The following is a 23,857-nucleotide window of genomic DNA, read 5'->3' as shown; positions in this document are numbered from 1 at the left end:
TCTAAGCAGTCTGCTGTAGCAGTGTTGTTATTGCTTGCAGCTGTTGTTGTACCAGTGCTGAATCGGCTTTGGTTTCAATATTCAGCCTAAGCAGCGGCTCTGTATTGGAACCACGAATATTCATTCGCCAATTGCCAAAATCCATACTCACACCATCGGTTTCATCGATTGTTGGATTTTGGTTGGCATAGTAATTTTTTACAGCATGAATGCAGGCTTTTACATCCGCTACTTTAAAGTTGATTTCACCGCTACATGGGTAAGCTTGCTGGCGTTCGCTTACCAGTTGCGATAAGGGCTTACCGGCTAAACTGATCAGTTCAGCGACTAATAACCATGGAATCATGCCACTGTCGCAGTAGGCAAAATCACGGAAGTAGTGATGTGCGCTCATTTCCCCGCCGTAAATGGCGTTTTCTTTACGCATCCGCTCTTTGATGAAGGCGTGGCCCGTTTTACTTTGAATGGCCTGCCCGCCGTTTTGCTGGCAAATATCGATGGTGTTCCAGGTTAAACGGGGGTCGTGGATAATTTTTTCGCCCGGATGTTTTTTCAGGAAGGCTTCGGCCAATAAGCCAACGATATAATAACCTTCTATAAAACCGCCTTGTTCGTCGAACAGGAAGCAGCGGTCGAAGTCGCCATCCCAGGCAATGCCCATATCGGCGTTGTATTCTATAACGGCGTTGGCTGTTGCTGCCCGATTTTCTTCCAACAATGGATTAGGAATGCCATTGGGGAAAGTTGGGTCTGGCGTGTGGTGTACCTTAATAAAGGTGATGGGTACACCATTTTGTTGCAATTCAGCTTCTATGGCATCCAGTACCGGGCCTGCGGCACCGTTACCCGCATTAACCACAATGGTTAGTGGCTTGATGTTGCTAGGGCTAATGTAGCCCAGCAAATGCTGCACATATTCAGAGCGCAGGTTGTGCTGTAACTTTCTGCCTTGGCGAGCTGGAGGGGTGAATGTCTGGTTTTCAGCCAAAGCTTTGATGTCGTTAAGCCCAGTATCACCACTGATGGGCTGTGCGCCCCGCTTTACCAGTTTCATGCCGTTAAAGTCGATAGGATTATGGCTGGCGGTTACTTCGATACCACCATCTACATCCAGATGAAAGGCAGCAAAGTAGATTTCTTCGGTGCCGGTCATTCCTAAATCAATAACGTCACAACCAGCATCCATAATGCCTTGGGCCAATGCTTGTTTGAGTGATTCGCTGGTTGCACGTACATCACCACCGACAACAACCTTTTTGGCATTCAGGTATTGTGCGTAGGCCCGGCCAATGCGGTAGGCGATTTGTTCGTTGAGTTCTTCGCCCAGGCGGCCACGAATGTCATAGGCTTTAAAACAGGAGAGGGTCATGGGTGTCCTTGTTTAACTTCTAAGCGCTGATCGCGACAAAAATGTCGCTCCTACAATAGATCCGTTGGGCGTTCCGGGTTGAGCGCTGCGCGATGTTAGTTAATCACTACCGAACAGGTCGCGGGTGTATACCTTGTTGGCTACGTCTTCCAGCTCTGCCGATGGGCGATTAGCCACAATAACGTCTGCAAGCTGTTTAAATTCCGTTAAATCGTTAATTACCCGCGAATTAAAGAAGCGCTCTTCTTCCAATACAGGTTCGTACACTACCACTTCAATGCCTTTGTCTTTGATGCGTTTCATTACGCCCTGTATGGCCGAAGCGCGGAAATTGTCAGAGCCGCTTTTCATCACCAGGCGGTATACGCCCACTACCTTGGGGTTACGGCGGATGATGGATTCAGCAATGAAGTCTTTGCGGGTGGTGTCACCACTGATCGGCTGGGCGCCACGAAGCACCAGTTTCATGCCGTTGAAGTCGATGGGATTGTGGCTGGCGGTTACCTCGATGCCACCATCGACATCGAGGTGAAAGGCAGCGAAATAAACTTCTTCGGTACCGGTCATGCCCAGGTCGATCACATCGCAGCCAGCATCCATAAGACCATTGGGCAGAGCCTGCTTGAGGCCTGCAGTGGATAGACGCATATCGCCACAGATCACGATGCGGTTGGCATCGAGGAACTGCGCATAGGCACGGCCAATGCGGTAGGCGATGTTCTCATTTAGCTCAGCGCCGAGCTGGCCGCGGATGTCGTAGGCTTTGAAGCAGGTTAGCGTGGTCACGGTGAGTAATGCTTCTCGATCGAGTGCAGCAACACCCTGCATTGCCATGCAGCAGGGCGATACGTGAATCAGGCGCTTCGCGTACGGTTCTCGATAAATACGTTGCGAATCAGCGCGACGAATACGCCGAGCATACCGCCGAGCACCAAGCCCAATGCAAGAATAAGTTTTTTATTGGGCATAGCTTCAGTACTTGGTAGTGACTCCACGCTGTAAAATTCACGCGCCTTTATTGAACTCTTAACGCCAACGGCCATCATTAAGGACTGAAATTCTTGCGCCGTTATCTTTGATGCATGCTCAATATAACCACTAAGTGCAAGGAGTGAATCCCCTTTATCTGGACAAGTCACTGAAACAACAACTTTATTTCGAGTTTGGCTGATTGCGCTCGCACAGCCTGCGAAACTCGGATTCTCTGAGATAAAAGCAGCCTGCGTTGCTGGTGCAAGCAGATTTCTACTAAGGAGCACCATAACATTGTCACTTAACTTCAACGCAACACCTAGCACATCAACTGTTGAGTCTGAACTAACTTTCACATCCTGCACAAATGGTGCAAAAGTAGTAATCGATGGCGCCGCCAATATAGTTTTTGATTCAAATTTCTGGGGAGTGAGATAAGCATAGCCCGCAGCACTGACAACGCCACAGAAGGTAATAAATAAAATTATAAACTTCTGAGCCCATAGCTTTTGCACCAATTCAACCAAGTCGATTTCATCATCATTTCTCCCTGGTTTTAAAGGGGATATTTGCTTTTCACTCATTCAATAACTGCCTTGATTAAATTGATTCTGGCACTACAGTTTTCACGAACTGACCCTGTACCTGATAGCACTTTCGCAAACACTCGGCCAACTGTGCTTTGGCCTCAGGTTCACCATGCACGATACGAATTTCTGACGGCCAGTGAGTCATCCGGGTAACAAAGCTCACCAGACCCTTTTGATCTGCATGGGCAGAATAACCGCCAATGGTATGCACCTGAGCCCGAATGTCATAGCGCTGACCGTCAAATTCCACATAGCCACTACGCGGAGCAAAGCGCTGGATCTGTCGCCCGGGCGTACCTTCAGCCTGGTAGCCGACAAAGAGCACGTCATGCCGCTCGTCACCCAGCATCGCTTTTAGGTAGTTGACGATACGCCCGCTGGAGCACATGCCGTTACCGGCGATAACAATAGCCGGCTGAGTGGTTTGGGCCAGACGGTTGACCATAGCCAGGTGAGCCTGGTGACTGTCGACCGTGAGCAGGTTACGGAAAGCCAATGGATTACGGCCATTGGCCAAACGCGCCCTCGCCTCTGCGTCCCAGAAATGATCGAGCTCGCGGTACACCGCTGTAAAACGGCTGGCCAGCGGAGAGTCGAGAATGATGGGCAGATTCGTCCAGTCGAGCGTTGCAACTTTGCTGGTGCCCGGTTTTGAAGCACTTGACTGAGCTTTGGCAGATTCTTTCAGCGCTCTGCGATGGATGATGTCTTCCAGCTCATAGAGCAACTCTTGGGTGCGACCAATACTGAAGGCGGGTATCAGCACTGTGCCCTGGTTACTCAGCGCGTGCTCGAGCACTTTTTCCAGTCGCGCACGACGACTGCGGCGGTCTTCGTGCAGGCGGTCACCGTAAGTGCTTTCGATAACCAGAATATCGGCTTTGTAGGGAGCTTTCGGCGCCGGCAGGATTGGCGCATGGGGTGCGCCGAGGTCGCCGGAAAACACAATGCGCTTCTTCTCGCCCGACTCGGGGTAGTGCAGGTCTACCTCGACGTAGGCCGAACCAAGGATATGGCCAGCACGCTGTAGACGAATCCGCGCGTTGAGTTGTGGCGTGTCGATCAAGCTGAACCATTGCCTGTAGGGCAAAGCGACGATGCGCTGCTCGATTAGCTTGAGGTATCGCTCGACTTGTTTCTGATCGCGACTAAAACCGAGCTTGAAGGCATCCTCGAGGACGATGGGCAACAACTTGGCAGACGGTTCGCTGCAGAGGATCGGGCCTTTGAAGCCGGCTGCAAGGAGGTAGGGTATGCGGCCCACGTGGTCGATATGGACATGAGTCGCAACCAGAGCCTTGATGCCGTCCAGAGAGAAGTCGATTGCGAGCTTGTCTGCGCCTGCACGGCCTTCAGGGGAAGTTTCGGCGCCTTGAAAGAGGCCGCAGTCAATCAGCAGCGCATGCTCATCGTCCATCTGCAACTGATGGCATGAACCCGTCACGCCGGTTACGGCACCGTGATGAACAATGGAGGGGTACCGCACGAGTCAATCCCTTAACACTAGCTCTATCTAAAGGGACTCAGGCCGAGAATGCGCAATACGTACACACACGACTAAACGAGAACCAACCTAAAGCAACATCAAAAAGCCACCAGCGTGAAAGCCCGCACATTTTGACGGATTTTTTCTGCTTGGCAAGCATAACGAAATTCTGACGCCGCCAGGCCGACTCCATCTGCGCGAACATCACTCATCCTCATTGACCCGATCGCGCAACTCCTTGCCCGGCTTGAAGTGCGGTACGAACTTGCCATCCAGGCGCACCGACTGGCCGGTTTTGGGGTTACGCCCTACGCGCGGAGCACGATAGTGCAGCGAGAAGCTGCCAAAGCCGCGAATCTCGATGCGATCCCCCGTCGCCAGCGCCTGGGACATTTGTTCCAGCATGGTCTTGATGGCCAGCTCGACATCCTTGGAGGACAGCTGACCTTGATGGGTGACAATTCTTTCGATCAACTCCGACTTGGTCATGGTTTTCCCTTCTTTTTCAAGCGGCTAGAAGACTCGACGGCTCGGTTTTAGCACGCTGATCAGCTTTTGAACAGCCCAAAAAAACAAGGTGTTAGCGAGTTTTGCAGTTAGTTGTGATAACAGGGGCTTTGCGTAGGAGATCTACCTTGGGGTGAAGCTTTTGGGTATTGGTTCGATATTGCGGGATGGCCACCATTCGCTGCGGGGCGCAGCTCCTACAGAGAGCGCCGACTGGCGCATTCGTGTAGGAGCCCAGCCTCGGGGCGAAGCTTTTGCGCATGAGCGCGACATTGCGGGGTGACTGCTATTCGCCGCGGGGCGCGGCTCCTACAGGGGGAGCATTGTTTTGCGGTTTGGTGTGGGGGCCCTGCATCGGGGTGAAGCTTTCACGGGCTCTGATTCTGGCTCGACTATGCTGAACTGGCGAACGCTAACGGAAGGGAATCCGATGACTGAGAAACGCTATGCCGCGCATAAGCTTCGCGATGGACGCTGGTCCAGTAGCGGGCAAATCTATCTTGTCACCACCGTGACCAAGGACCGTGTTCCTGTGTTTGCCGATCTCTCTGCAGCGCGCACGCTCATCCAGATCATTCGTCAGGACGAGATGCTTGGGTCGCACCAAACGCTTTGCTTTGTTGTGATGCCGGATCATCTGCACTGGCTGCTGCAACTACATGACGAAGCATTGCCCCGATTAGTGGGCAGAGTTAAATCAATATCCGCCAAACGCCTGGGTCAGCCTATATGGCAAAAAGGCTTTCATGATCACGCACTACGCCGGGAGGAGGATGTTCGGAGTATGGCGAGATATGTGGTGGCAAACCCCTTGAGAGCCGGGCTTGTGAAGCGCGCAGGTGATTATCCACACTGGGATGCAGTGTGGATATGAGCGTGGCAGGACGAAGCCTTTAGCAGGCCGTTGAAAAACTCGGCTTCAACTGCCCCAACCCGTCCGGTTTGGCGCTTTTTCAAGCGCTTTGGCCTAACGGAGTCCACACAAGGCCTGACTTCAGGCCTTTTTGACAGGTTTCAGCACCACGTTCACGCCTTTCGGCGTTTTTTGGGCGTAACTCGCCCTATACATGCGATCCTCGCCACCAACCCGACAGGCTACCCAGTCGGATCAGGTTGTAGACCGAGAAACCCAGCAATAACTGAGCACTCAGCTTGGCGCGACCGATCAGCTTGGTCTTGCGCAGGCCGCCAACCGTCTTCAGCCAGCCAAAACCTTCTTCGATCCGCTTGCGGATCTTCTGGCTGGCGGCATACCCCGGATGCCGCGTGGTGCGCCCATCGATGGCGCTGCCCTTGCGCTTCTGCGCCACATGCGGTGTCACTTTCAGCTCGCGCGCCCTCTGCACGAAACGCTTCTGGTCGTAATTCTTGTCTGCACCTACCGTGCTGCCCGGCTTGGCCGTGCGCTCCAGCATCTCCAGCGCCGCCTCTACCTCGGCACGTCCATTGAACTCGGTGCATTCCACATCCACGATCAGACCGTTGCGGTGCTCCATCATCGTGTGGGCCATGTGCGCCAGACGACTGGCATCGCCATTGCTCTTGCGCGCCAGCCGGGCCTCGGGATCGCTGGTCGATTGGTGGGTCGCGTTGCTGCGCTTCTCGCCCTTGAAGTCGGCATCGGGGTTGCGCGTGCCATCCTCCGGTGGGTCGCCGCCATCCTTCTTGATAAAGGACTTGTGCGAGGCCCAGGCGTCGATCAGCGTGCCATCGACGCTGAAATGCTCGTTGCTGGCGTACTCGGACCATGCGGCCAGCGACTTGATGCGCTGGAAGAACAGCCGCGCTACATCCTGGTTGAACAAGCGGTCACGGTTCTGGCTGAAGGTCGAGTGATCCCACATGCGCTCGTCCATCGACAAGCCGACGAACCAGCGAAACAGCAGGTTGAAATCAATCTGCTCGACCAACTGCCGCTCGGAGCGAATGGTGTAAATCACCTGCAGCAACGAGGCGCGCAGCAGCCGCTCCGGCGCAATCGAGGCCCGTCCCAGGGTGGAGTACAGCCCGTCGAAGTCCCGATCCATCGAAGCCAGAACGGTATCGACCAGGCCTCGCAGGGGACGCAGCGGGTGATCGTTCGGGATGCGCTGCTCCAGCGTCGTATAACTGAACAGCTCGTTTTGTTTGAGGTCGAGTCCACGCATCGGCTTGGGCTGGCTTCGGCAGAAGAGGATGGCCGCCATTTTGCCAGAGCCACGCGGGCTCTGGCTTTTTTCAACGGCCTGTTAGGTATTGGTTCGGTATTACTGGATGGCCGCCGTTCGCCGCGGGGCGCGACTCCTACAGAGGGAGCGTCGGCGGCGCATGCGCGTAGGAGCCCCGACTCGGGGCGAAGCTTTTAGGTATGGGCTCGATATTGCGGGATCGCCGCCATTCGCCGCGGGGCGCGGCTCCTACAGGGGGGAGCGTTGTTTTGCGGTTTGGTGTGGGAGCCCCGTCTCGGGGCGAAGCTTTCTCTGGCGCCTGGCTCGGTAAGCTAAGCTGAACTGGCGAACGCTAACGGAAGGGAATCCGATGACTGAGAAACGCTACGCCGCGCATAAGCTTCGTGATGGACGCTGGTCCAGTAGCGGGCAAATCTATCTTGTCACTACCGTAACCAATGGTCGCATCCCTGTCTTTGCTGATTTCTCAGCGGCGCGCACGCTCATACAAATCATTCGCCAGGATGAGCTGCTTGGATCGCACCAAACGCTCTGCTTTGTCGTGATGCCTGATCATCTGCATTGGCTGTTGCTACTGCAGAGTGAGGACCTGACCCGCTTGGTGGGCAGGGTCAAATCCATTTCCGCCAAGCGCCTGGGTAGGCCGATATGTCAAAAGGGATTCCATGATCATGCGTTGCGCCGGGAGGAGGATGTTCGGAGTGTGGCGAGATATGTGGTGGCAAATCCCTTAAGAGCCGGGCTCGTGGAGCGAGCGGGTGATTATCCGCATTGGGATGCGGTGTGGATATGAGGGCGGTTTGGCGACGTTATTGGGCATAGGCTTGGCATTGCTGGATGGCTGCCATTCGCTGCGGGGCGCAGCTCCTACAGAGAGAGCGTCGACTGGCGTATTCGCGTAGGAGCCCCGCCTCGGGGCGAAGCTTCTGGGTATGGGCTCGGTATTGCTGGATGGCCGCCATTCGCCGCGGGACGCAGCTCCTACAAGGGGAGTGTTGTTTTGCGGTTTGGCGTGGGAGCCCCGCCTCGGGGCGAAGCTTTGGGGTTGCGCTCGGGATTGCGGGATGGCCGCCATTCGCGGCGGGGCGCCGCTCCTACATGGGCGGTGGCGTTACGGAAACGAAAAAGGCGACCCGAAGGTCGCCTTTTTTGATGAATTACCCGAACTTAGTTCTGGTTTTCCATCTGAGCACGGATCAGATCACCAATGGTGGTCGGGCCGGTGCTTTCAACGTCTTGCTTGTTACGCAGTTCCTTCATCGCGTCCTTCTCGTCTTCAACGTCTTTCGACTTGACGGACAGGCTGATGACACGGGACTTGCGGTCGACGCTGATGATCTTGGCTTCTACTTCGTCGCCTTCTTTCAGGACGTTGCGCGCGTCTTCAACGCGGTCACGGCTGATTTCGGAGGCTTTCAGGGTAGCTTCGATCTCGTTGCCCAGGTCGATGATGGCGCCCTTGGCGTCTACTTCTTTCACAACGCCACGGACGATGGTGCCCTTGTCGTTGATGGAGACGTAGTTGCTGAACGGATCGTCTTCCAGCTGCTTGATGCCCAGGGAGATGCGCTCGCGCTCCGGGTCAACCGACAGGATGACGGTTTCCAGCTCGTCGCCCTTCTTGAAGCGACGCACGGCTTCTTCGCCGGCTTCGTTCCAGGAGATGTCGGACAGGTGAACCAGGCCGTCGATGCCACCGTCCAGACCAATGAAGATACCGAAATCGGTGATCGACTTGATGGTGCCGGAGATCTTGTCACCCTTGTTGAACTGACCGGAGAAGTCTTCCCACGGGTTGGTCTTGCACTGCTTGATACCCAGGGAGATACGACGACGCTCTTCGTCGATGTCCAGAACCATGACTTCCACTTCGTCGCCGACGTTGACGACTTTCGACGGGTGGATGTTCTTGTTGGTCCAGTCCATTTCGGAAACGTGTACCAGGCCTTCCACGCCCTCTTCCAGCTCGGCGAAGCAGCCGTAGTCGGTGAGGTTGGTGACGCGGGCAACAACGCGGGTGTTTTCCGGGTAACGAGCTTTGATGGCAACCCATGGGTCTTCGCCCAGTTGCTTCAGGCCCAGGGATACGCGGTTACGCTCGCGATCGTACTTCAGAACCTTGACGTCGATCTCGTCGCCAACGTTGACGATCTCGGACGGGTGCTTGATGCGCTTCCAAGCCATGTCGGTGATGTGCAGCAGGCCATCTACGCCGCCCAGGTCAACGAACGCACCGTAGTCGGTGAGGTTCTTGACGATACCTTTGACTTGCTGGCCTTCCTGCAGGGATTCCAGCAGAGCTTCGCGCTCGGCGCTGTTCTCGGCTTCCAGGACGCTACGACGGGAAACGACAACGTTGTTGCGCTTCTGGTCCAGTTTAATGACCTTGAATTCCAGCTCTTTGCCTTCCAGGTGAGTGGTATCACGCACCGGACGGACGTCAACCAGGGAACCCGGCAGGAACGCGCGGATGCCGTTGACGTCAACAGTGAAGCCGCCTTTGACCTTACCGTTGATAACGCCCTTGACCACTTCTTCAGCGTTGAACGCAGCTTCCAGAACCAGCCAGGATTCAGCGCGCTTGGCTTTCTCGCGGGACAGCTTGGTTTCACCGAAGCCATCTTCAACCGCGTCCAGCGCAACGTGGACTTCGTCACCGACCTTGATGGTCAGCTCGCCTTGTTCGTTGAAGAACTGGTCGAGCGGGATGACGCCCTCGGACTTCAGACCGGCGTGAACGGTAACCCAGTCACCGTCGATGTCGACCACGATGCCGGTGATGATGGCACCCGGCTGCATGTCGAGGGATTTCAGGCTTTCTTCAAATAGTTCTGCAAAGCTTTCGCTCATGTTGATTCCTGTTGATCAAGGGCGGGGATTCGCCCAAACCACATTCCAGACCATGTGGGTTCGTTCATATAAAAAGAGGCCTACGGGACAAGGACTGGTCTCCCGTATGCCTCCTTGCGGACTCTTCGATTTAGAGCAACCGAAAGTCCTTACCCGGCCAGGTCGCGATCAGCGACCTCGCTCAGAATTCGTTCAAGCACCTGCTCGATGGACAGCTCGGTGGAATCCAGCACGATTGCGTCGGCTGCCGGCTTCAGCGGAGCCACCGCGCGCTGGGTATCGCGCTCGTCGCGCGCCCGTATCTCGTCGAGAAGACTCGCGAGATTAACATCATCGCCCTTGCCCTTCAACTGCAAGTAGCGGCGATGGGCACGTTCCTCGGCGCTGGCGGTGAGAAAGATCTTCAGCGGCGCGTCGGCGAATACCACGGTGCCCATGTCGCGGCCATCGGCCACCAGGCCGGGCATTTCGCGAAAGGCACGCTGACGCTGCAGCAGCGCTTCCCGTACAGCCGGCAGCGAAGCGACCATGGAAGCACCGGCGCCGATCTGTTCGTTGCGGATGGCGTCGGTCACCTCCTCGCCTTCGAGGATGATGCGCTTATCGATGAACTGCACATCCAGATGTGCGGCCAGTTGCTTGAGCGACTCTTCGTTGGTCAGATCGATACCGTGGTTGCCGGCAGCGAAGGCCAGCAGGCGATAGAGCGCACCGGAGTCAAGCAGGTTCCAGCCCAGCTGCTTGGCCAGCAAGGCGCACAGCGTGCCCTTGCCCGACCCGCTCGGCCCATCGACGGTGATTACCGGGGCATTCATGCCTTGCCCTCTACAGCCACGTTGATGCCGACTTCAGCCGACAAGGCCAGGAAGTTGGGGAAGGAAGTGGCGACGTTGGCACAGTCATGAATGCGGATCGGCGCAGTGGCGCGTAGCGAGGCGACGCTGAAGGACATGGCAATACGGTGGTCGCCATGCGCCCAGACTTCGCCACCGCCGACGCTACCGCCTTCGATGATGATGCCATCCGGGGTCGGCTCGGCCTTCACACCCAGCGCGATCAGGCCGTCAGCCATGACCTGGATACGATCAGACTCTTTCACCCGCAGCTCTTCGGCGCCGCGCAGCACGGTACGGCCTTCGGCACAGGCGGCGGCAACGAACAGCACCGGGAATTCATCGATAGCCAGCGGCACCAGGTCTTCCGGAATGTCGATACCCTTGAGCTTGGCCGCTCGCACGCGAATGTCAGCTACCGGCTCGCCGCCGACTTCACGCTGGTTTTCCAGGGTAATGTCGCCACCCATCAGCTTGAGGATATCGATCACGCCGGTACGGGTCGGGTTGATGCCAACGTGCTCCAGCACCAGCTCGGAGCCTTCGGCGATGCTGGCAGCGACCAGGAAGAACGCCGCCGAGGAAATATCTGCCGGCACTTCGATACGCGTGGCGGTCAGCTTGTGCCCGGCCTCGACACTGACGGTACTGCCTTCGACGCTCACCGGGTAGCCGAAGCCGCGCAGCATGCGCTCGGTGTGGTCACGGGTCGGCGCCGGCTCGGTCACCGAGGTGCTGCCAGCGGCGTACAAGCCAGCCAGCAGCAGGCAGGATTTAACCTGGGCACTGGCCATCGGCATGTCGTAGGCCATGCCGGTCAGGCGCTGACCGCCCTTGATAGCGAGTGGCGGACGGCCTTCCGGGCCGGTCTCGATCACCGCGCCCATTTCACGCAGCGGCTTGGCCACGCGGTTCATCGGGCGCTTGGACAGCGACGCATCGCCGGTCAGCGTAGTGTCGAACGGCTGCGCGGCCAGCAAGCCGGAGAGCAGGCGCATGGAGGTGCCGGAGTTACCCATGTACAGCGGGCCAGCCGGCGCTTTCAGACCATGCAGGCCGACGCCATGGATGGTCACGCGGCCGTGGTGCGGGCCTTCGATGACCACGCCCATGTCGCGGAAGGCCTGCAACGTAGCCAGGGCATCCTCACCCTCGAGGAAGCCTTCGACCTCGGTGGTGCCTTCGGCCAGCGAACCCAGCATGATCGAACGGTGCGAGATGGATTTGTCACCCGGTACGCGGATACGTCCAGCCAGCGAGCTACCAGGTTTTGCCAGGAAAATCAGATCGGTCGAGTGCATAGCGTCCACATAGGCCCTGCGGGCCAGAATTTTGCTGAAATGTTCGCGGGCCACGCGGGCGCGGGTGAACACGCCCAGCAGTTGATGCCCATCCCCGGCGTCGACCGCATCGCGCAAGGCGTCGAGGTCGTCGCGAAACGTATCCAGTGTGCGCAGCACGGCCTCACGGTTGGCGAGGAAGATATCGTGCCACATCACCGGATCACTGCCGGCGATCCGCGTGAAATCGCGGAAACCGCCAGCGGCATAGCGGAAAATCTCCAGGTTCTCGCTGCGTTTGGCCAGCGAGTCGACCAGGGTAAAGGCCAGCAGGTGCGGCAGATGGCTGGTGGCGGCGAGCACCTGGTCGTGATGTTCGACCTCCATCGCCTCGACATCCGCCCCAAGCTCGCGCCACAACGCCTCGACCAGCGCCACAGCCGCTGCATCACTGTGTTCACTGGGCGTGAGAATAACCTTGTGGCGGCGGAACAGTTCGGCGTTGGCCGCCTCCACCCCGCTCTGCTCGGAGCCGGCAATTGGATGCCCCGGTACGAAACGCACTGCCTGACCGGCAAAGGCCAGACGCGCCGCACGCACGACATTGCCTTTGGCGCTGCCGACGTCAGTCAGCACGGCATTGCCGAGATCGAGCCTGGCCAGTTGAGCCAGCAGCTTCTCCATGGCCAGGATAGGCACTGCCAACTGAATGACATCCGCTCCCTGACAGGCGGCAGCCAGATCACTCTCGCAGCGGTCGACAACCCCCAACTGCACTGCCAGGCGACGCGATTCAGCATCCAGATCGACCCCCACCACCTCCCGGCACAGCCCGCGCTCACGTAGCCCCTTGGCGAAGGAGCCACCGATCAAGCCGAGGCCGACCACCACCAGGCGGCCGATCTTAGGGGTATTGGATTGCACTGCGGTGACAGTCACGCCGACAGCACCTTGGCCAGTGCCTCGAGGAATCGCGCATTCTCGCGCGGCAAACCGATGGAAACGCGCAGGAAATTCGGCATGCGGTAACCGGCCATGGGTCGCACGATGACGCCTTCACGTAGCAGCGCCTGATTGATCGCGGCGGTGTCGCGCCCGAAATCAACAGCGATGAAGTTGGCCCTGGAGGCAATCCAGCTCAGCCCCAGGGCACGCAAGCCCTCTTCTAGCTGCTGCATGCCGGCGTCGTTGAGGCGACGGCTCTCGGCCAGGTACTCGACATCGGCCAGCGCGGCGCAGGCGGCGGCCAGCGCGAGGCTGTTGACGTTGAACGGCTGGCGCACGCGGTTGAGCACATCGGCGATGGCCGGCGAGCTGATGGCGTAACCGACGCGCAGCGAGGCCAAGCCATAGGCCTTGGAGAAGGTGCGCGAGACCAGCAGGTTCGGGTAGCGCGCCAGGTAGTCCAGACCGTCCGGCAGCTCGTCGCCTTCGGCGTATTCGATATAAGCTTCGTCCAGCACCACCAGCACCGACTCCGGCACCTTGGCCAGGAAAGCCTCCAGTGCGTCGGGGCCGAACCAGGTACCGGTGGGGTTGTTGGGGTTGGCGATGAATACCACGCGGGTGTTGCCGTCGATGGCGGCAAGCATCGCCTGCAGGTCGTGAGCGTAATCCTTGGCCGGCACGATCTTGCCCTGCGCGCCGACTGCCTGGGTGGCGATGGGGTAAACCGCGAAGGCGTAGTCGCTGAACACGGCGTTGAGACCAGGTGCCAGATAGGCACGGGCAACCAGCTCAAGGATGTCGTTGGAGCCATTGCCCAGAGTGACCTGCGCAGCGTCGACGCCGTAACGGGTAGCCAGTGCGGTTTTGAGGGTGAAGCCATTACCATCCGGGTAGCGGGTCAGTTCGTCCAGTTCAGCGCGAATCGCTGCCAGCACCTTGTCGCTCGGGCCGAGCGGGTTCTCATTGCTGGCCAGCTTGACGATACCGGCCGGATCGAGGCCCAGCTCACGGGCCAGCTCATCGACTGGCTTGCCGGGTACGTAGGGGGACAGCTTTTGCACGCCTGGCTGGGCCAGGGCGATGAAATCGCAACTCATGTACAAACCTCTTCAATCCAATTGCTCGCAGAACGCCCTACCCTCACCCCTAGCACCTCTCCCAAGGGGAGAGGGGAACCGAGCGGCTGCGACTGTAAGACCGCGTTCCGCAGGCTACATCCCAAATTAGAGATGCCTGCGATTCGCTCCCCTCGCCCTCCGGGAGAGGGGTTGGGGGTGAGGGGCTTTCAGCGATCAGAAGCAATCCGCTCGCTAGCCACCCGATAAATCTCCTGCAACACGGCCTCGGTTTCCTTCAAGGCCTGATCATTCCAAAAACGCAGCACCATGATGCCTTCACGCTCTAATTTCAATGTCCGTGCAGCGTCGTCTTCACCACCGTGCTGCGAACCATCCAGTTCCACCGCCAGTTTCGCCGCCTCGCAGTAAAAGTCGAGGATGTAAGGCGGCAACGGGTGCTGCCGACGAAACTTCAAACCACCCAACCGCCCCGAGCGCAGGCAATACCACAGGCGAACCTCGGCATCGGTTGCCGTCGTGCGCAGCTCCCGCGCACGCTGCTTATGCCAGGCGGGAAGCGGTTTGTGCTTGAGTGGCATCCTTGCCCTCTCTTAAATTGTGGTGACTCCTGCCCTCACCCCCGGCCCCTCTCCCGAGGGAGAGGGGAGGTGTACGGTGAACGTTTGATCAATCACGTGCAGCCAGTACGATCGTTAGCCTGGACATAGATTTCAGCCCCGCGCCGTTTTGCTTGTCTCCCCTCTCCCTCCGGGAGAGGGGCCGGGGGTGAGGGGCTTTACCTCAGAGCACCGCCTTCGGATAAGAACCCAATACCTTCAGCGCCACAGCTTCCTGAGCGAGCTTCTCCAGCACATCCTTGATCAGCGGATCGCGGTGATGGCCGACGAAGTCGATGAAGAACACGTAGGTCCACTTGCCGCTGCGCGACGGGCGGGTCTCGATGCGGGTCAGGTCGATACCGTTGTTGTGGAACGGCACCAGCAATTCATGCAGCGCACCCGGCTTGTTGCGCATGGAAACGATGATCGAAGTCTTGTCGTCGCCAGTCGGCGGCACTTCCTGGCTGCCGATGATAAGGAAGCGCGTGGAGTTGTCCGGGCGATCCTCGATCTTCTCGGCCAGCTTGGTCAGGCCATACAGATTGGCTGCCATGTCACCGGCAATCGCCGCACTGTTCCACTCGCTCTTCACGCGTCTGGCCGCATCGGCGTTGCTGGAGACCGCCACGCGCTCGACATTCGGGTAGTGCGCATCGAGCCACTTGCGGCACTGCGCCAGCGACTGGGCATGGGAGTAGATGCGGGTGATCTTGTCGGTCTTGGTGGTTTCACCGACCAGCAGGTGATGGTGAATCCGCAGCTCGACTTCGCCGCAGATGACCATGTCGTGCTCGAGGAAGCTGTCGAGGGTGTGGTTGATAGCACCTTCGGTGGAGTTCTCCACCGGCACCACGCCGAAGTTGACCGCGCCGGCAGCCACTTCGCGGAACACTTCGTCGATGGCGGCCATTGGCACGCTAATCACCGCGTGACCGAAATGCTTCATCGCTGCCGCCTGGCTGAAGGTGCCTTCAGGGCCGAGGTAGGCGACTTTCAGCGGGTTCTCCAGCGCCAGGCAGGAGGACATGATTTCACGGAACAACCGCGCCATTTCCTCATTGCCCAGCGGCCCCTGGTTGCGCTCCATCACGCGCTTGAGCACCTGAGCCTCGCGTTCAGGGCGATAGAAGATCGGCGATTCGCCTTCCTTCAACTCCTTCATCTTCACGCGGGCGACTTCTTCGGCGCAGCGCGCGCGGTCGCTGATCAGCTCGAGAATGCGCTCGTCGAGGTTATCGATGCGCACGCGCAGCGCTTGCAGTTCCTGCTCGGACATATCAGGCGTGCTCCTTCTCGAACTCGGCCATATAGGCCACCAGCGCCTCGACCGCATCCAGGCCAACGGCGTTGTAGATGGAAGCACGCATGCCACCGACCGAGCGATGGCCTTTCAGGTTGAGCAGGCCGCGCTCGTCGGCACCGGCCAGGAAAGCCTTGTCCAGCTTCTCGTCAGCCAGGCGGAACGGCACGTTCATCCAGGAGCGCGCATTGTGGGCGATGGGGTTGCTGTAAAAGTCGCTGCTGTCGATGGCCTTGTACAGCAGTTCCTTCTTGGCGCGGTTGATGCGCTCCATGGCCTCGACGCCGCCCTGCTCCTTCAGCCACTGGAAGACCAGGCCGGACAGGTACCAGGAATAGGTCGCCGGGGTGTTGTACATCGAACCGTTATCGGCGGAGATCTTGTAATCGAGCATGGTCGGGCAGCTGGAACGGGCGCGGCCGAGCAGGTCTTCGCGGACGATCACCACCACCAGGCCGCTGGGGCCGATGTTCTTCTGCGCGCCGGCGTAGATCAGGCCGAACTGCGACACGTCGATGGGGCGCGAGAGGATGTCCGAGGACATGTCCACCACCAGCGGGGTATCGCCGGCCTGCGGCACCCAGTCGAACTGCAGGCCGCCGATGGTCTCGTTGCTGCAGTAGTGTACGTAAGCGGCGTTCTTCGACAGTTTCCAGTCGTTCTGCCCGGGGATGGCGAAGTAATCATGCGCCTTGGCGCTGGCAGCCACGTTGATGGCGCCATAGCGACGCGCTTCCTCGATGGCCTTCTTCGACCAGATGCCGGTCTCGACGTAGTCGGCCACGCCATCCTCCGGCAGCAGGTTCAACGGAATCTCGGCGAACTGCTGGCTGGCACCGCCCTGCAGGAACAGCACTTTGTAGTCATTGGGCACAGCGAGCAGATCGCGCAGATCCTGCTCAGCCTGGCTGGCGATGGCTACATACTCGTCACTGCGATGGCTCATCTCCATCACCGAGAGGCCCTTGCCTTGCCAGTCGAGCATCTCGGCCTGGGCACGTTGCAGTACAGCGGTCGGCAGCGCGGCCGGGCCGGCGCAGAAGTTAAAAGCTCGCTTGCTCACGTCTGTCTCTCTCAGATTCACAGAACGCCACCACCTGGCGATGGCATGTCCACACTGCCGATGGGTATCGCTGCGCTCAACCCACCCTACGCTCTGTGGGAGGCGCTTCAGCGGCGACAGTCGCGGCTAAAGCCCCTCCCACGGAGCCCGGCTTTATTCCTCGCTGCCTTCCTCGGCGTCGGCGACCGGCGCTTCGGCGTTTTCGGCAACTTCAGCGCCCTCTTCGCCTTCGACCAGTTCGTCCTCTTCCACCGGCGTCGGCTCCTGCACACGCTCCAGGCCGACCAGGGTCTCGTCCTTGGCCAGCTTGATCAGGGTCACGCCCTGAGTGTTACGACCGGAGCTGGAAACTTCGTCGACACGGGTACGCACCAGGGTGCCCTGGTCGGAAATCAGCATGATTTCCTCGCCGTCCTGCACCTGAATGGCGCCGACCAGCTTGCCGTTACGCTCACTGGTGACCATGGCGATCACGCCCTGGCCGCCGCGACCGCGACGGGGAAACTTGCCCAGACCGGTGCGTTTGCCGAAGCCGCGCTCGGAGGCAGTGAGAATCTGCGCGCCGGACTCCGGAATCAGCATGGAGATCAGTTGCTGATCCTTGCCCAGACGCATGCCGCGCACACCGCGCGCGGTACGGCCCATGGTGCGCACCTTGCTTTCGGCGAAGCGCAGCACCTTGCCGGCATCGGAGAACAGCATGACTTCCTTGGCACCGTCGGTGATGGCGGCGGCGATCAGGGTGTCGCCCTCTTCCAGTTTCAGGGCGATCAGGCCGGCGCTGCGCGGACGGCTGAACTGCACCAGCGGGGTCTTCTTCACGGTGCCGAAAGCAGTGGCCATGAAGATGTAGGCGCCGGTCGGCTCGGCGACCAGCTCAGGGGTTTCACCCTCGACTTCTTCGACTTCCTCGGCCTCGACCACCTCGGTGGCCTCACCTTCGATCACCACGCCTTCGTCGTCCAGGTCTTCGTCGGCACCGGCGCTCTGTTGCAGTGCTTCGAGGTCGATCTGCAGCATCGCGGTGATGCGCTCACCCTCGTCCAGCGGCAACAGGTTGACCAGCGGGCGACCACGGGCAGCACGCGAAGCCTCGGGAATCTCGAAGGTACGCAGCCAGTACACCTTGCCCTTGCTGGAGAACAGCAGCAGCGTGGCATGGCTGTTGGCAACCAGCAGGTGCTCGACGTAGTCCTCGTCCTTCACGCCGGTGGCGGATTTGCCCTTGCCACCGCGACGCTGCGCCTCGTAGGCGGCCAGCGGCTGGCTCTTGGCATAGCCACCATGAGAGATGGTGACGACGCGCTCTTCCTCGGTGATCAGGTCGGCAATGGTCAGGTCCTGACGCGAGGCGACGATCTCGGTACGACGCTTGTCGCCGAACTCGGCCTTGACCTTCTCCAGCTCCTCGCGGATGACTTCCATCAGGCGCTCGGGGTTGGTCAGGATGCGGATCAGCTCGCCGATCAGGCCAAGAATTTCCTGGTACTCGGCCAGCAGCTTCTCGTGCTCCAGGCCGGTCAGGCGGTGCAGGCGCAATTCGAGAATGGCCTGGGCCTGCTCGGGCGACAGGAAGTACTTGCCATCGCGCAGACCGTATTGCGGATCAAGCCCTTCCGGGCGGCAGGCGTCAGCACCAGCGCGCTCGACCATGGCTTCCACAGCGGACGATTCCCAGGCCGTGGCAATCAGGCGCTCCTTGGCCTCGGCCGGCGTCGGCGACGCCTTGATCAGCTCGATCACCGGATCGATGTTCGACAGCGCAACGGCCTGACCTTCGAGGATGTGGCCACGCTCGCGCGCCTTGCGCAGCTCGTAGACGGTACGCCGGGTCACCACTTCGCGGCGGTGACGGACGAACACCTCAAGCATGTCCTTGAGGTTCATGATCTTCGGCTGACCATCGACCAGCGCCACCACGTTGATGCCGAATACGCTCTGCATCTGGGTCTGGGCGTACAGGTTGTTCAGCACCACGTCCGGTACTTCGCCGCGACGCAGTTCGATCACCACGCGCATGCCATCCTTGTCGGACTCGTCACGCAGCTCGGTGATGCCTTCGATCTTCTTCTCTTTGACCAGCTCGGCGATCTTCTCGATCAGACGCGCCTTGTTCAGCTGATACGGCAGCTCGGTGATCACCAGTTGCTGGCGGTTGCCGGCCTTGTCGATATCCTCGACCTCGACGCGGGCACGCACATAGATGCGGCCACGGCCGGTACGGTAGGCCTCGATGATGCCGGCACGACCGTTGATGATGCCCGCCGTGGGGAAATCCGGGCCGGGGATGTACTGCATCAGGTCATCGACGGTCAGTTCGGCGTTGTCGATCAGCGCCAGGCAACCATCGATCACCTCGGACAGGTTATGCGGCGGAATGTTGGTGGCCATGCCCACGGCGATACCGCTGGAACCATTGATCAGCAGGTTCGGCACCTTGGTCGGCATGACCGCCGGAATCTGCTCGGTGCCGTCGTAGTTGGGCACCCAATCAACGGTTTCCTTGTCCAGGTCGGCCAGCAACTCATGGGCCAGCTTGGTCATGCGCACTTCGGTGTAGCGCATGGCCGCAGCGTTGTCGCCATCCACCGAACCGAAGTTGCCCTGACCGTCGACCAGCAGGTAACGCAGGGAGAAGTCCTGCGCCATGCGCACGATGGTGTCGTACACCGCCGTATCACCGTGCGGGTGGTATTTACCGATCACGTCACCGACCACACGGGCGGATTTCTTGTAGGGCTTGTTCCAGTCGTTGCCCAGCTCGCTCATGGCATAGAGCACACGACGGTGGACCGGCTTCAAGCCATCGCGCGCATCCGGCAGGGCACGCCCGACGATCACGCTCATCGCGTAGTCGAGGTAGGACTGTTTCAGCTCGTCTTCGATATTGACCGGGAGGATTTCTTTGGCCAGTTCGCCCATGAGAAGCCTGGTTCCTTTTTTCTGGTGAAACTCCACGCCATTCTTCCTGAACGCCCTGAAGTTCGTCGCCATGGCGTTGAGCCATTAACGACACACGACAAATCAACGAGTTACGTCACGATTCGATGCAGTGAAGGCGGCCGCAGTCAGCCCCCTTGAAAACTGCCGGAGATTACCACAAAGCGTGCCACACACCTACCCCGACACCTTATGAAGCGCCGGAGCAGGCAGCATGGCAAAAAGCGCAACGACAACGCGCTCGGGGAGAGAAAGCCGCATCAACATGGCGGAGGCATTGCGACCCAGCTCAATCGCGCAGGCACAGCGAATGCGCGATAAGTCGCAAGGACCACACCAGGGTTGGGCGACGCAGAAACGACAAATGATAAAACGAGCTCCCCGAGCGACCAAGCCATCTGATCGACAGCATTATGCGGGGAGCCGTCCTTGGACGCTCAATCAGCTCAGCTTTCCAGCGCGGGTCGCTGACTGCCGATGGGGATACGCTTGGCTTTGGCTTCTTCCGGCACGATGCGCTGCAACTCGACATGCAGCAGACCATTGGCCAGGTTGGCACCCTTGACCTCGATATGGTCAGCCAGGCGGAAAGACAATTTGAACGCACGCTGAGCAATCCCCTGATGCAGGTAGCTGATGCTCTCGGCGCTACGATCACGCTTGTGACCCGCCACGGTCAGCACACCGCGCTCGACCTGCAGTTCAAGATCGTCTTCCTCGAAGCCGGCAGCCGCAACCACGATACGATAGTGGTCTTCGCCATGCTTCTCGACGTTGTAGGGCGGGTAGGAGCTGCCGGCGTCGTTGCTACGCAGGGCAGACTCGAAAAGATCATTGAACCGGTCGAAACCGACGGACTGGCGGAACAGAGGGGCCAGGGACAATACGTTGCTCATGAGTGTTCTCCTGAAATCAGCAAGTGTCACGGAGCGGAACCCGACTTCGGCATCCCGCAGTCACTGATCTAGGGTCGAGCAGAAGAATTTCAAGTGCTTACGCCTCATGCAACGCCGCGCCGCTCATCGACGAGCACGCACACTGCCCACACAACACCTGAGACTGACCGCACATTACCCTGCACGCAGATACACAAACGGGAGGCCTATGGCCTCCCGCTGCTGATTACGAGCATACCTTGCGCTTACTTGGCCTTGTAGATGATGCCGGGGCTGCACTGCACCATCTGGTACTTGTCGGGCAAGCCGTTGAGCGCCTCGGAGGCCCCCAGAAACAGGTATCCACCCGGTTTCAACGTGGCATGAATGCGCGTGAGAATGTCCTTCTTCACCTCGGCGGAGAAGTAGATCAACACATTGCGGCAAAACACGATGTCGAACTTGCCCAGGGCCGTGTAGCTATCGAGCAGGTTGAGCGGGCGAAACTCGACACGGTTCTTGATCGGCGCCTTGACTTGCCAGCGCCCCGGCCCTTTCGGATCGAAAAAGCGCTGCAGACGCTCCTGCGACAGGCCGCGCCCCATCGCCAGGCTGTCGTACTCGCCGGACTTGCAGTTGGCCAGCATCGACGGCGACAGATCGGTGGCAACGATCTGAATACCCGCCTTGAGCTGCCCCAGGTTGCTGCGCTCGAACTCATCGATGGACATCGACAGCGAGTAAGGCTCCTGCCCCGACGAGCAGGCCGCCGACCAGATGCGCAAACGCTGGCCAGGGTAGGCCTTGATCAGCTCAGGCAGCACACGGTTCTTGAGCACTTCGAAGGGATAGGTGTCACGAAACCACAACGTCTCGTTGGTGGTCATGGCATCCACCACCTGCTCACGCAGACCGCTACGCGGCTGGCTCTGCATGCGCTGCACCAGCTCACCCAGGGTTTTGATGCCGTTCTGCTCCATCAGCTTATTCAGACGACTGGAGACCAGATACTGCTTGTTACTGCCAAGCAGAATACCGCAGGCCTTTTCCAGAAAAGTCCGGAACTGCTCGAAATCCACATTACCTGAAGACACTAATGCCGCCTCACCAATCATAACGTTCGCCAAAGGTTACCCCTCAGCCCCCATCCGCCACACGAATGCGATCGACCACTCGCGCCGCCAGATCATCCGGCTTGAACTTGGCCAGGAAGTCATCGGCGCCGACCTTCTTCACCATCGCCTGGTTGAACACACCCGAGAGCGAAGTATGCAGGAGGATGTGCAGCTTCTGCATGCGCGGATCACTGCGAATCTCGGTGGTCAACGTGTAGCCGTCCATCTCCGGCATCTCGATGTCGGAAATCAGCATCAGCAACTCTTTGTCGGGGAAACGCCCCTCATCCGCCATCTTCTTCAGATAATTGAGCGCCTCACGCCCATCGTTCAGCGCCGTGACTTCGACACCAACGGTCTGCAGGCAACGCGAAACCTGCTTACGTGCCACTGAAGAATCATCGACGATCAACACATGCTTGGTCACCGCCTGACTCTGCACCTCATCATCGATGACACCCGCGGAGATCACCTCGGAGGCCGGCGCGACCTCGGCGAGAATCTTCTCGACGTCGATGATCTCGACCAACTGCTGATCGAGCCGCGTGACGGCCGTCAGGTAGTGATCACGCCCGGTTCCCTTGGGTGGCGGATGGATCTCTCCCCAGTTCATGTTAACGATGCGCTCGACCGAACGCACCAAGAATCCCTGAACCTTGGTGTTGTACTCGGTGATGATCACGAAGCTGGTCTTGAGATTTTCCAGCGGCGCTCGCCCGGTAGCGATGGACAGATCAAGAATCGGGATGGTGCCACCACGAATGTTGGCCACGCCCCGCACCACCTGGCTGGACTTGGGCATGATGGTGAGATTCGGGCACTGCAGCACCTCTTTCACCTTGAATACGTTGATACCGTATAGCTGCGGGCCTTCCAGGCGAAACAGCAACAGCTCCAAACGGTTTTGCCCCACCAGCTGCGTGCGCTGGTTAACCGAATCCATCAACCCGGCCATGCCCGGTCTCCTTCTCTTCTAGTGACGCCAACCCCGTTGAGCCTAGCAGGCGGCACGGGGCTTGCTTTGCAATTCTCATGAAACAGATAACGTCATCTTTCCGTCAGCTACTGGCAAAGTGCCTTGCCCCTTTGTCCGTTTTACTCGCTTTGCCATCACTCGGCTACAGCGATACGGCGACCTTTACCAGCACTGAACAGCTTATCGGCGCCACGGAGTCCTTTCTTGAGCAGGCGACAACAGAATATCTACAGCGTAGCGAAATTCAGGGCCGCCATGAGGTTCGCGTCAATCGGCTCGACCCACGCCTGCGTCTGCCCCTGTGCGACCAACCCCTGCGCACGACCCTGGAAAGCCCGGCACAGCCGCTTGGCCGCGTAACCACTCGCGTACGCTGCGAAGGCAGTGCCCCTTGGACCGTATTCGTGCCCGCCGAGGTACGCCTGTACCGCCCGGTCGTCGTGCTGACTCGCCCTCTCAAGCGCATGAGCATAGTCAAAGCCACTGACGTGAGCCTGCAGGAGCATGACGTCGGACAGCTGGGGCAACACTTCCTGACCGACCCACAGATGGCCATCGGCAAGAAATTGACGCGACAACTGGGCAGTGATCAGATTCTGCTCTCGACTCACCTGCAGGTGGCGGAGGTGATTCGCCGGGGCGACCAGGTGGTAATCAGTGCCCGGGGGTCCACCGTCAATGTACGCATGCCCGGCGAAGCCCTGACGGACGGTGCTCCGGGCCAACAGATCAACGTGCGCAACTTGCGTTCGCAGCGCGTGGTCAGAGCACGTGTAATCGGCCCTGGCCAGGTAGAAGTAGCGCTGTAGGCACGCTTCTTGTAGCGTGAAAGCCAGGCGATTCCCTACACTATTCAACGACGCAGTGAAATTAGTCCTAAAGTTTTCCCAGCAGTGGCCGAAAAGCC

Annotated in this window: 21 protein-coding genes; 3 read left to right on the top strand and 18 right to left on the bottom strand. The window is 59.0% G+C overall.

Annotated elements, in window-relative coordinates:
• Nucleotide 1: 1 nt before the first annotated feature.
• From J7655_RS08250 to ihfB, 6 genes are all read right to left on the bottom strand, one after another.
• Nucleotides 2-1,369: a phosphohexomutase domain-containing protein gene (locus J7655_RS08250; protein ID WP_230927345.1), complete on the bottom strand. Its 1,368-nt coding sequence runs from the start codon at nt 1,367-1,369 to the stop codon at nt 2-4.
• A gap of 99 nt (nt 1,370-1,468) precedes the next feature.
• Nucleotides 1,469-2,197 carry a UDP binding domain-containing protein gene (locus tag J7655_RS20980; RefSeq protein WP_420850939.1) on the bottom strand — a complete coding sequence of 243 codons (729 nt, stop codon included), beginning with the start codon at nt 2,195-2,197 and terminating at the stop codon, nt 1,469-1,471.
• Nucleotides 2,198-2,223: 26 nt separating this feature from the next.
• Nucleotides 2,224-2,925, bottom strand: coding sequence for a Wzz/FepE/Etk N-terminal domain-containing protein (locus J7655_RS20790; protein WP_267914160.1), 702 nt, complete (start codon nt 2,923-2,925; stop codon nt 2,224-2,226).
• A 16-nt stretch (nt 2,926-2,941) separates the two neighbouring features.
• A complete protein-coding gene (locus J7655_RS08230; protein WP_230927344.1) occupies nt 2,942-4,417 on the bottom strand; it encodes an MBL fold metallo-hydrolase RNA specificity domain-containing protein in 1,476 nt (491 codons plus the stop codon).
• Nucleotides 4,418-4,454: 37 nt separating this feature from the next.
• Entirely contained in the window at nt 4,455-4,622 is a 168-nt protein-coding gene (locus J7655_RS08225; RefSeq protein ID WP_230927343.1) for a hypothetical protein, read from the bottom strand.
• Entirely contained in the window at nt 4,622-4,906 is a 285-nt protein-coding gene (gene ihfB / locus J7655_RS08220) for an integration host factor subunit beta (protein WP_003243558.1), read from the bottom strand. The genes J7655_RS08225 and ihfB overlap by 1 nt, the downstream gene beginning before the upstream one ends.
• Nucleotides 4,907-5,354: 448 nt before the next feature.
• Between ihfB and J7655_RS08215 the strand changes: the two genes are divergently transcribed.
• Entirely contained in the window at nt 5,355-5,798 is a 444-nt protein-coding gene (locus J7655_RS08215) for an REP-associated tyrosine transposase (RefSeq protein WP_099525376.1), read from the top strand.
• A gap of 187 nt (nt 5,799-5,985) precedes the next feature.
• Here J7655_RS08215 and J7655_RS08210 read toward each other — a convergent pair whose 3' ends face one another.
• Nucleotides 5,986-7,071: an IS5-like element ISPst12 family transposase gene (locus tag J7655_RS08210; protein ID WP_011913346.1), complete on the bottom strand. Its 1,086-nt coding sequence runs from the start codon at nt 7,069-7,071 to the stop codon at nt 5,986-5,988.
• Nucleotides 7,072-7,441: 370 nt separating this feature from the next.
• Between J7655_RS08210 and J7655_RS08205 the strand changes: the two genes are divergently transcribed.
• On the top strand, nt 7,442-7,885 hold the full coding sequence (locus tag J7655_RS08205; RefSeq protein ID WP_230927342.1) for an REP-associated tyrosine transposase: 444 nt from the start codon (nt 7,442-7,444) through the stop codon (nt 7,883-7,885).
• A 374-nt stretch (nt 7,886-8,259) separates the two neighbouring features.
• Here J7655_RS08205 and rpsA read toward each other — a convergent pair whose 3' ends face one another.
• The 11 genes from rpsA to J7655_RS08150 all read right to left on the bottom strand — a co-directional run bounded on the left by rpsA (nt 8,260) and on the right by J7655_RS08150 (nt 22,929).
• A complete protein-coding gene (gene rpsA, locus J7655_RS08200) occupies nt 8,260-9,942 on the bottom strand; it encodes a 30S ribosomal protein S1 (RefSeq protein WP_061239651.1) in 1,683 nt (560 codons plus the stop codon).
• Nucleotides 9,943-10,091: 149 nt separating this feature from the next.
• Nucleotides 10,092-10,757 carry a (d)CMP kinase gene (gene cmk / locus J7655_RS08195; RefSeq protein ID WP_230927341.1) on the bottom strand — a complete coding sequence of 222 codons (666 nt, stop codon included), beginning with the start codon at nt 10,755-10,757 and terminating at the stop codon, nt 10,092-10,094.
• Nucleotides 10,754-12,994 (bottom strand): bifunctional prephenate dehydrogenase/3-phosphoshikimate 1-carboxyvinyltransferase, encoded by a 2,241-nt coding sequence (locus J7655_RS08190; RefSeq protein ID WP_230927340.1) that lies wholly within the window; start codon nt 12,992-12,994, stop codon nt 10,754-10,756. The genes cmk and J7655_RS08190 overlap by 4 nt, the downstream gene beginning before the upstream one ends.
• Nucleotides 12,991-14,100 carry a histidinol-phosphate transaminase gene (gene hisC, locus J7655_RS08185; RefSeq protein WP_230927339.1) on the bottom strand — a complete coding sequence of 370 codons (1,110 nt, stop codon included), beginning with the start codon at nt 14,098-14,100 and terminating at the stop codon, nt 12,991-12,993. Before hisC ends, J7655_RS08190 begins: the two co-directional genes overlap by 4 nt.
• A 188-nt stretch (nt 14,101-14,288) precedes the next feature.
• Entirely contained in the window at nt 14,289-14,660 is a 372-nt protein-coding gene (locus J7655_RS08180) for an endonuclease domain-containing protein (protein ID WP_230927338.1), read from the bottom strand.
• A gap of 202 nt (nt 14,661-14,862) precedes the next feature.
• A complete protein-coding gene (gene pheA / locus J7655_RS08175; RefSeq protein WP_128578376.1) occupies nt 14,863-15,957 on the bottom strand; it encodes a prephenate dehydratase in 1,095 nt (364 codons plus the stop codon).
• Between the two features lies 1 nt (nt 15,958).
• Nucleotides 15,959-17,044: a 3-phosphoserine/phosphohydroxythreonine transaminase gene (gene serC / locus J7655_RS08170; protein WP_230927337.1), complete on the bottom strand. Its 1,086-nt coding sequence runs from the start codon at nt 17,042-17,044 to the stop codon at nt 15,959-15,961.
• Nucleotides 17,045-17,197: 153 nt separating this feature from the next.
• Nucleotides 17,198-19,966: a DNA gyrase subunit A gene (gyrA, locus tag J7655_RS08165; protein ID WP_230927336.1), complete on the bottom strand. Its 2,769-nt coding sequence runs from the start codon at nt 19,964-19,966 to the stop codon at nt 17,198-17,200.
• 464 nt (nt 19,967-20,430) lie between these two features.
• Entirely contained in the window at nt 20,431-20,880 is a 450-nt protein-coding gene (locus J7655_RS08160) for an Hsp20 family protein (protein WP_230927335.1), read from the bottom strand.
• Between the two features lie 245 nt (nt 20,881-21,125).
• Complete coding sequence (gene cheR / locus J7655_RS08155) at nt 21,126-21,953, bottom strand: protein-glutamate O-methyltransferase CheR (RefSeq protein WP_230927334.1); 828 nt, start codon at nt 21,951-21,953, stop codon at nt 21,126-21,128.
• Nucleotides 21,954-21,996: 43 nt separating this feature from the next.
• Entirely contained in the window at nt 21,997-22,929 is a 933-nt protein-coding gene (locus tag J7655_RS08150; RefSeq protein WP_230927333.1) for a chemotaxis protein CheV, read from the bottom strand.
• Nucleotides 22,930-23,006: 77 nt separating this feature from the next.
• Here J7655_RS08150 and flgA point away from each other — a divergent pair, with 77 nt between their 5' ends.
• Complete coding sequence (flgA, locus tag J7655_RS08145) at nt 23,007-23,759, top strand: flagellar basal body P-ring formation chaperone FlgA (protein WP_230927332.1); 753 nt, start codon at nt 23,007-23,009, stop codon at nt 23,757-23,759.
• The last annotated feature ends 98 nt before the right edge of the window (nt 23,760-23,857 follow it).

This window comes from Pseudomonas wenzhouensis, assembly GCF_021029445.1.
Taxonomy (GTDB): domain Bacteria; phylum Pseudomonadota; class Gammaproteobacteria; order Pseudomonadales; family Pseudomonadaceae; genus Aquipseudomonas; species Aquipseudomonas wenzhouensis.
Note: the sequence above shows the minus strand (reverse complement) of the source record. Positions and strands in the feature narration are given on the sequence as shown.

Excerpts from the sequence above, each read along its gene's own strand:
- J7655_RS08250 (WP_230927345.1), bottom strand. The coding sequence starts at position 1,369 with ATGACCCTCTCCTGTTTTAAAGCCTATGACATTCGTGGCCGCCTGGGC.
- J7655_RS20980 (WP_420850939.1), bottom strand. The coding sequence starts at position 2,197 with ATGCAGGGTGTTGCTGCACTCGATCGAGAAGCATTACTCACCGTGACC.
- J7655_RS20790 (WP_267914160.1), bottom strand. The coding sequence starts at position 2,925 with ATGAGTGAAAAGCAAATATCCCCTTTAAAACCAGGGAGAAATGATGAT.
- J7655_RS08225 (WP_230927343.1), bottom strand. The coding sequence starts at position 4,622 with ATGTTCGCGCAGATGGAGTCGGCCTGGCGGCGTCAGAATTTCGTTATG.
- ihfB (WP_003243558.1), bottom strand. The coding sequence starts at position 4,906 with ATGACCAAGTCGGAGTTGATCGAAAGAATTGTCACCCATCAAGGTCAG.
- J7655_RS08215 (WP_099525376.1), top strand. The coding sequence starts at position 5,355 with ATGACTGAGAAACGCTATGCCGCGCATAAGCTTCGCGATGGACGCTGG.
- J7655_RS08210 (WP_011913346.1), bottom strand. The coding sequence starts at position 7,071 with ATGCGTGGACTCGACCTCAAACAAAACGAGCTGTTCAGTTATACGACG.
- J7655_RS08205 (WP_230927342.1), top strand. The coding sequence starts at position 7,442 with ATGACTGAGAAACGCTACGCCGCGCATAAGCTTCGTGATGGACGCTGG.
- rpsA (WP_061239651.1), bottom strand. The coding sequence starts at position 9,942 with ATGAGCGAAAGCTTTGCAGAACTATTTGAAGAAAGCCTGAAATCCCTC.
- cmk (WP_230927341.1), bottom strand. The coding sequence starts at position 10,757 with ATGAATGCCCCGGTAATCACCGTCGATGGGCCGAGCGGGTCGGGCAAG.
- hisC (WP_230927339.1), bottom strand. The coding sequence starts at position 14,100 with ATGAGTTGCGATTTCATCGCCCTGGCCCAGCCAGGCGTGCAAAAGCTG.
- J7655_RS08180 (WP_230927338.1), bottom strand. The coding sequence starts at position 14,660 with ATGCCACTCAAGCACAAACCGCTTCCCGCCTGGCATAAGCAGCGTGCG.
- pheA (WP_128578376.1), bottom strand. The coding sequence starts at position 15,957 with ATGTCCGAGCAGGAACTGCAAGCGCTGCGCGTGCGCATCGATAACCTC.
- gyrA (WP_230927336.1), bottom strand. The coding sequence starts at position 19,966 with ATGGGCGAACTGGCCAAAGAAATCCTCCCGGTCAATATCGAAGACGAG.
- J7655_RS08160 (WP_230927335.1), bottom strand. The coding sequence starts at position 20,880 with ATGAGCAACGTATTGTCCCTGGCCCCTCTGTTCCGCCAGTCCGTCGGT.
- J7655_RS08150 (WP_230927333.1), bottom strand. The coding sequence starts at position 22,929 with ATGGCCGGGTTGATGGATTCGGTTAACCAGCGCACGCAGCTGGTGGGG.
- flgA (WP_230927332.1), top strand. The coding sequence starts at position 23,007 with ATGAAACAGATAACGTCATCTTTCCGTCAGCTACTGGCAAAGTGCCTT.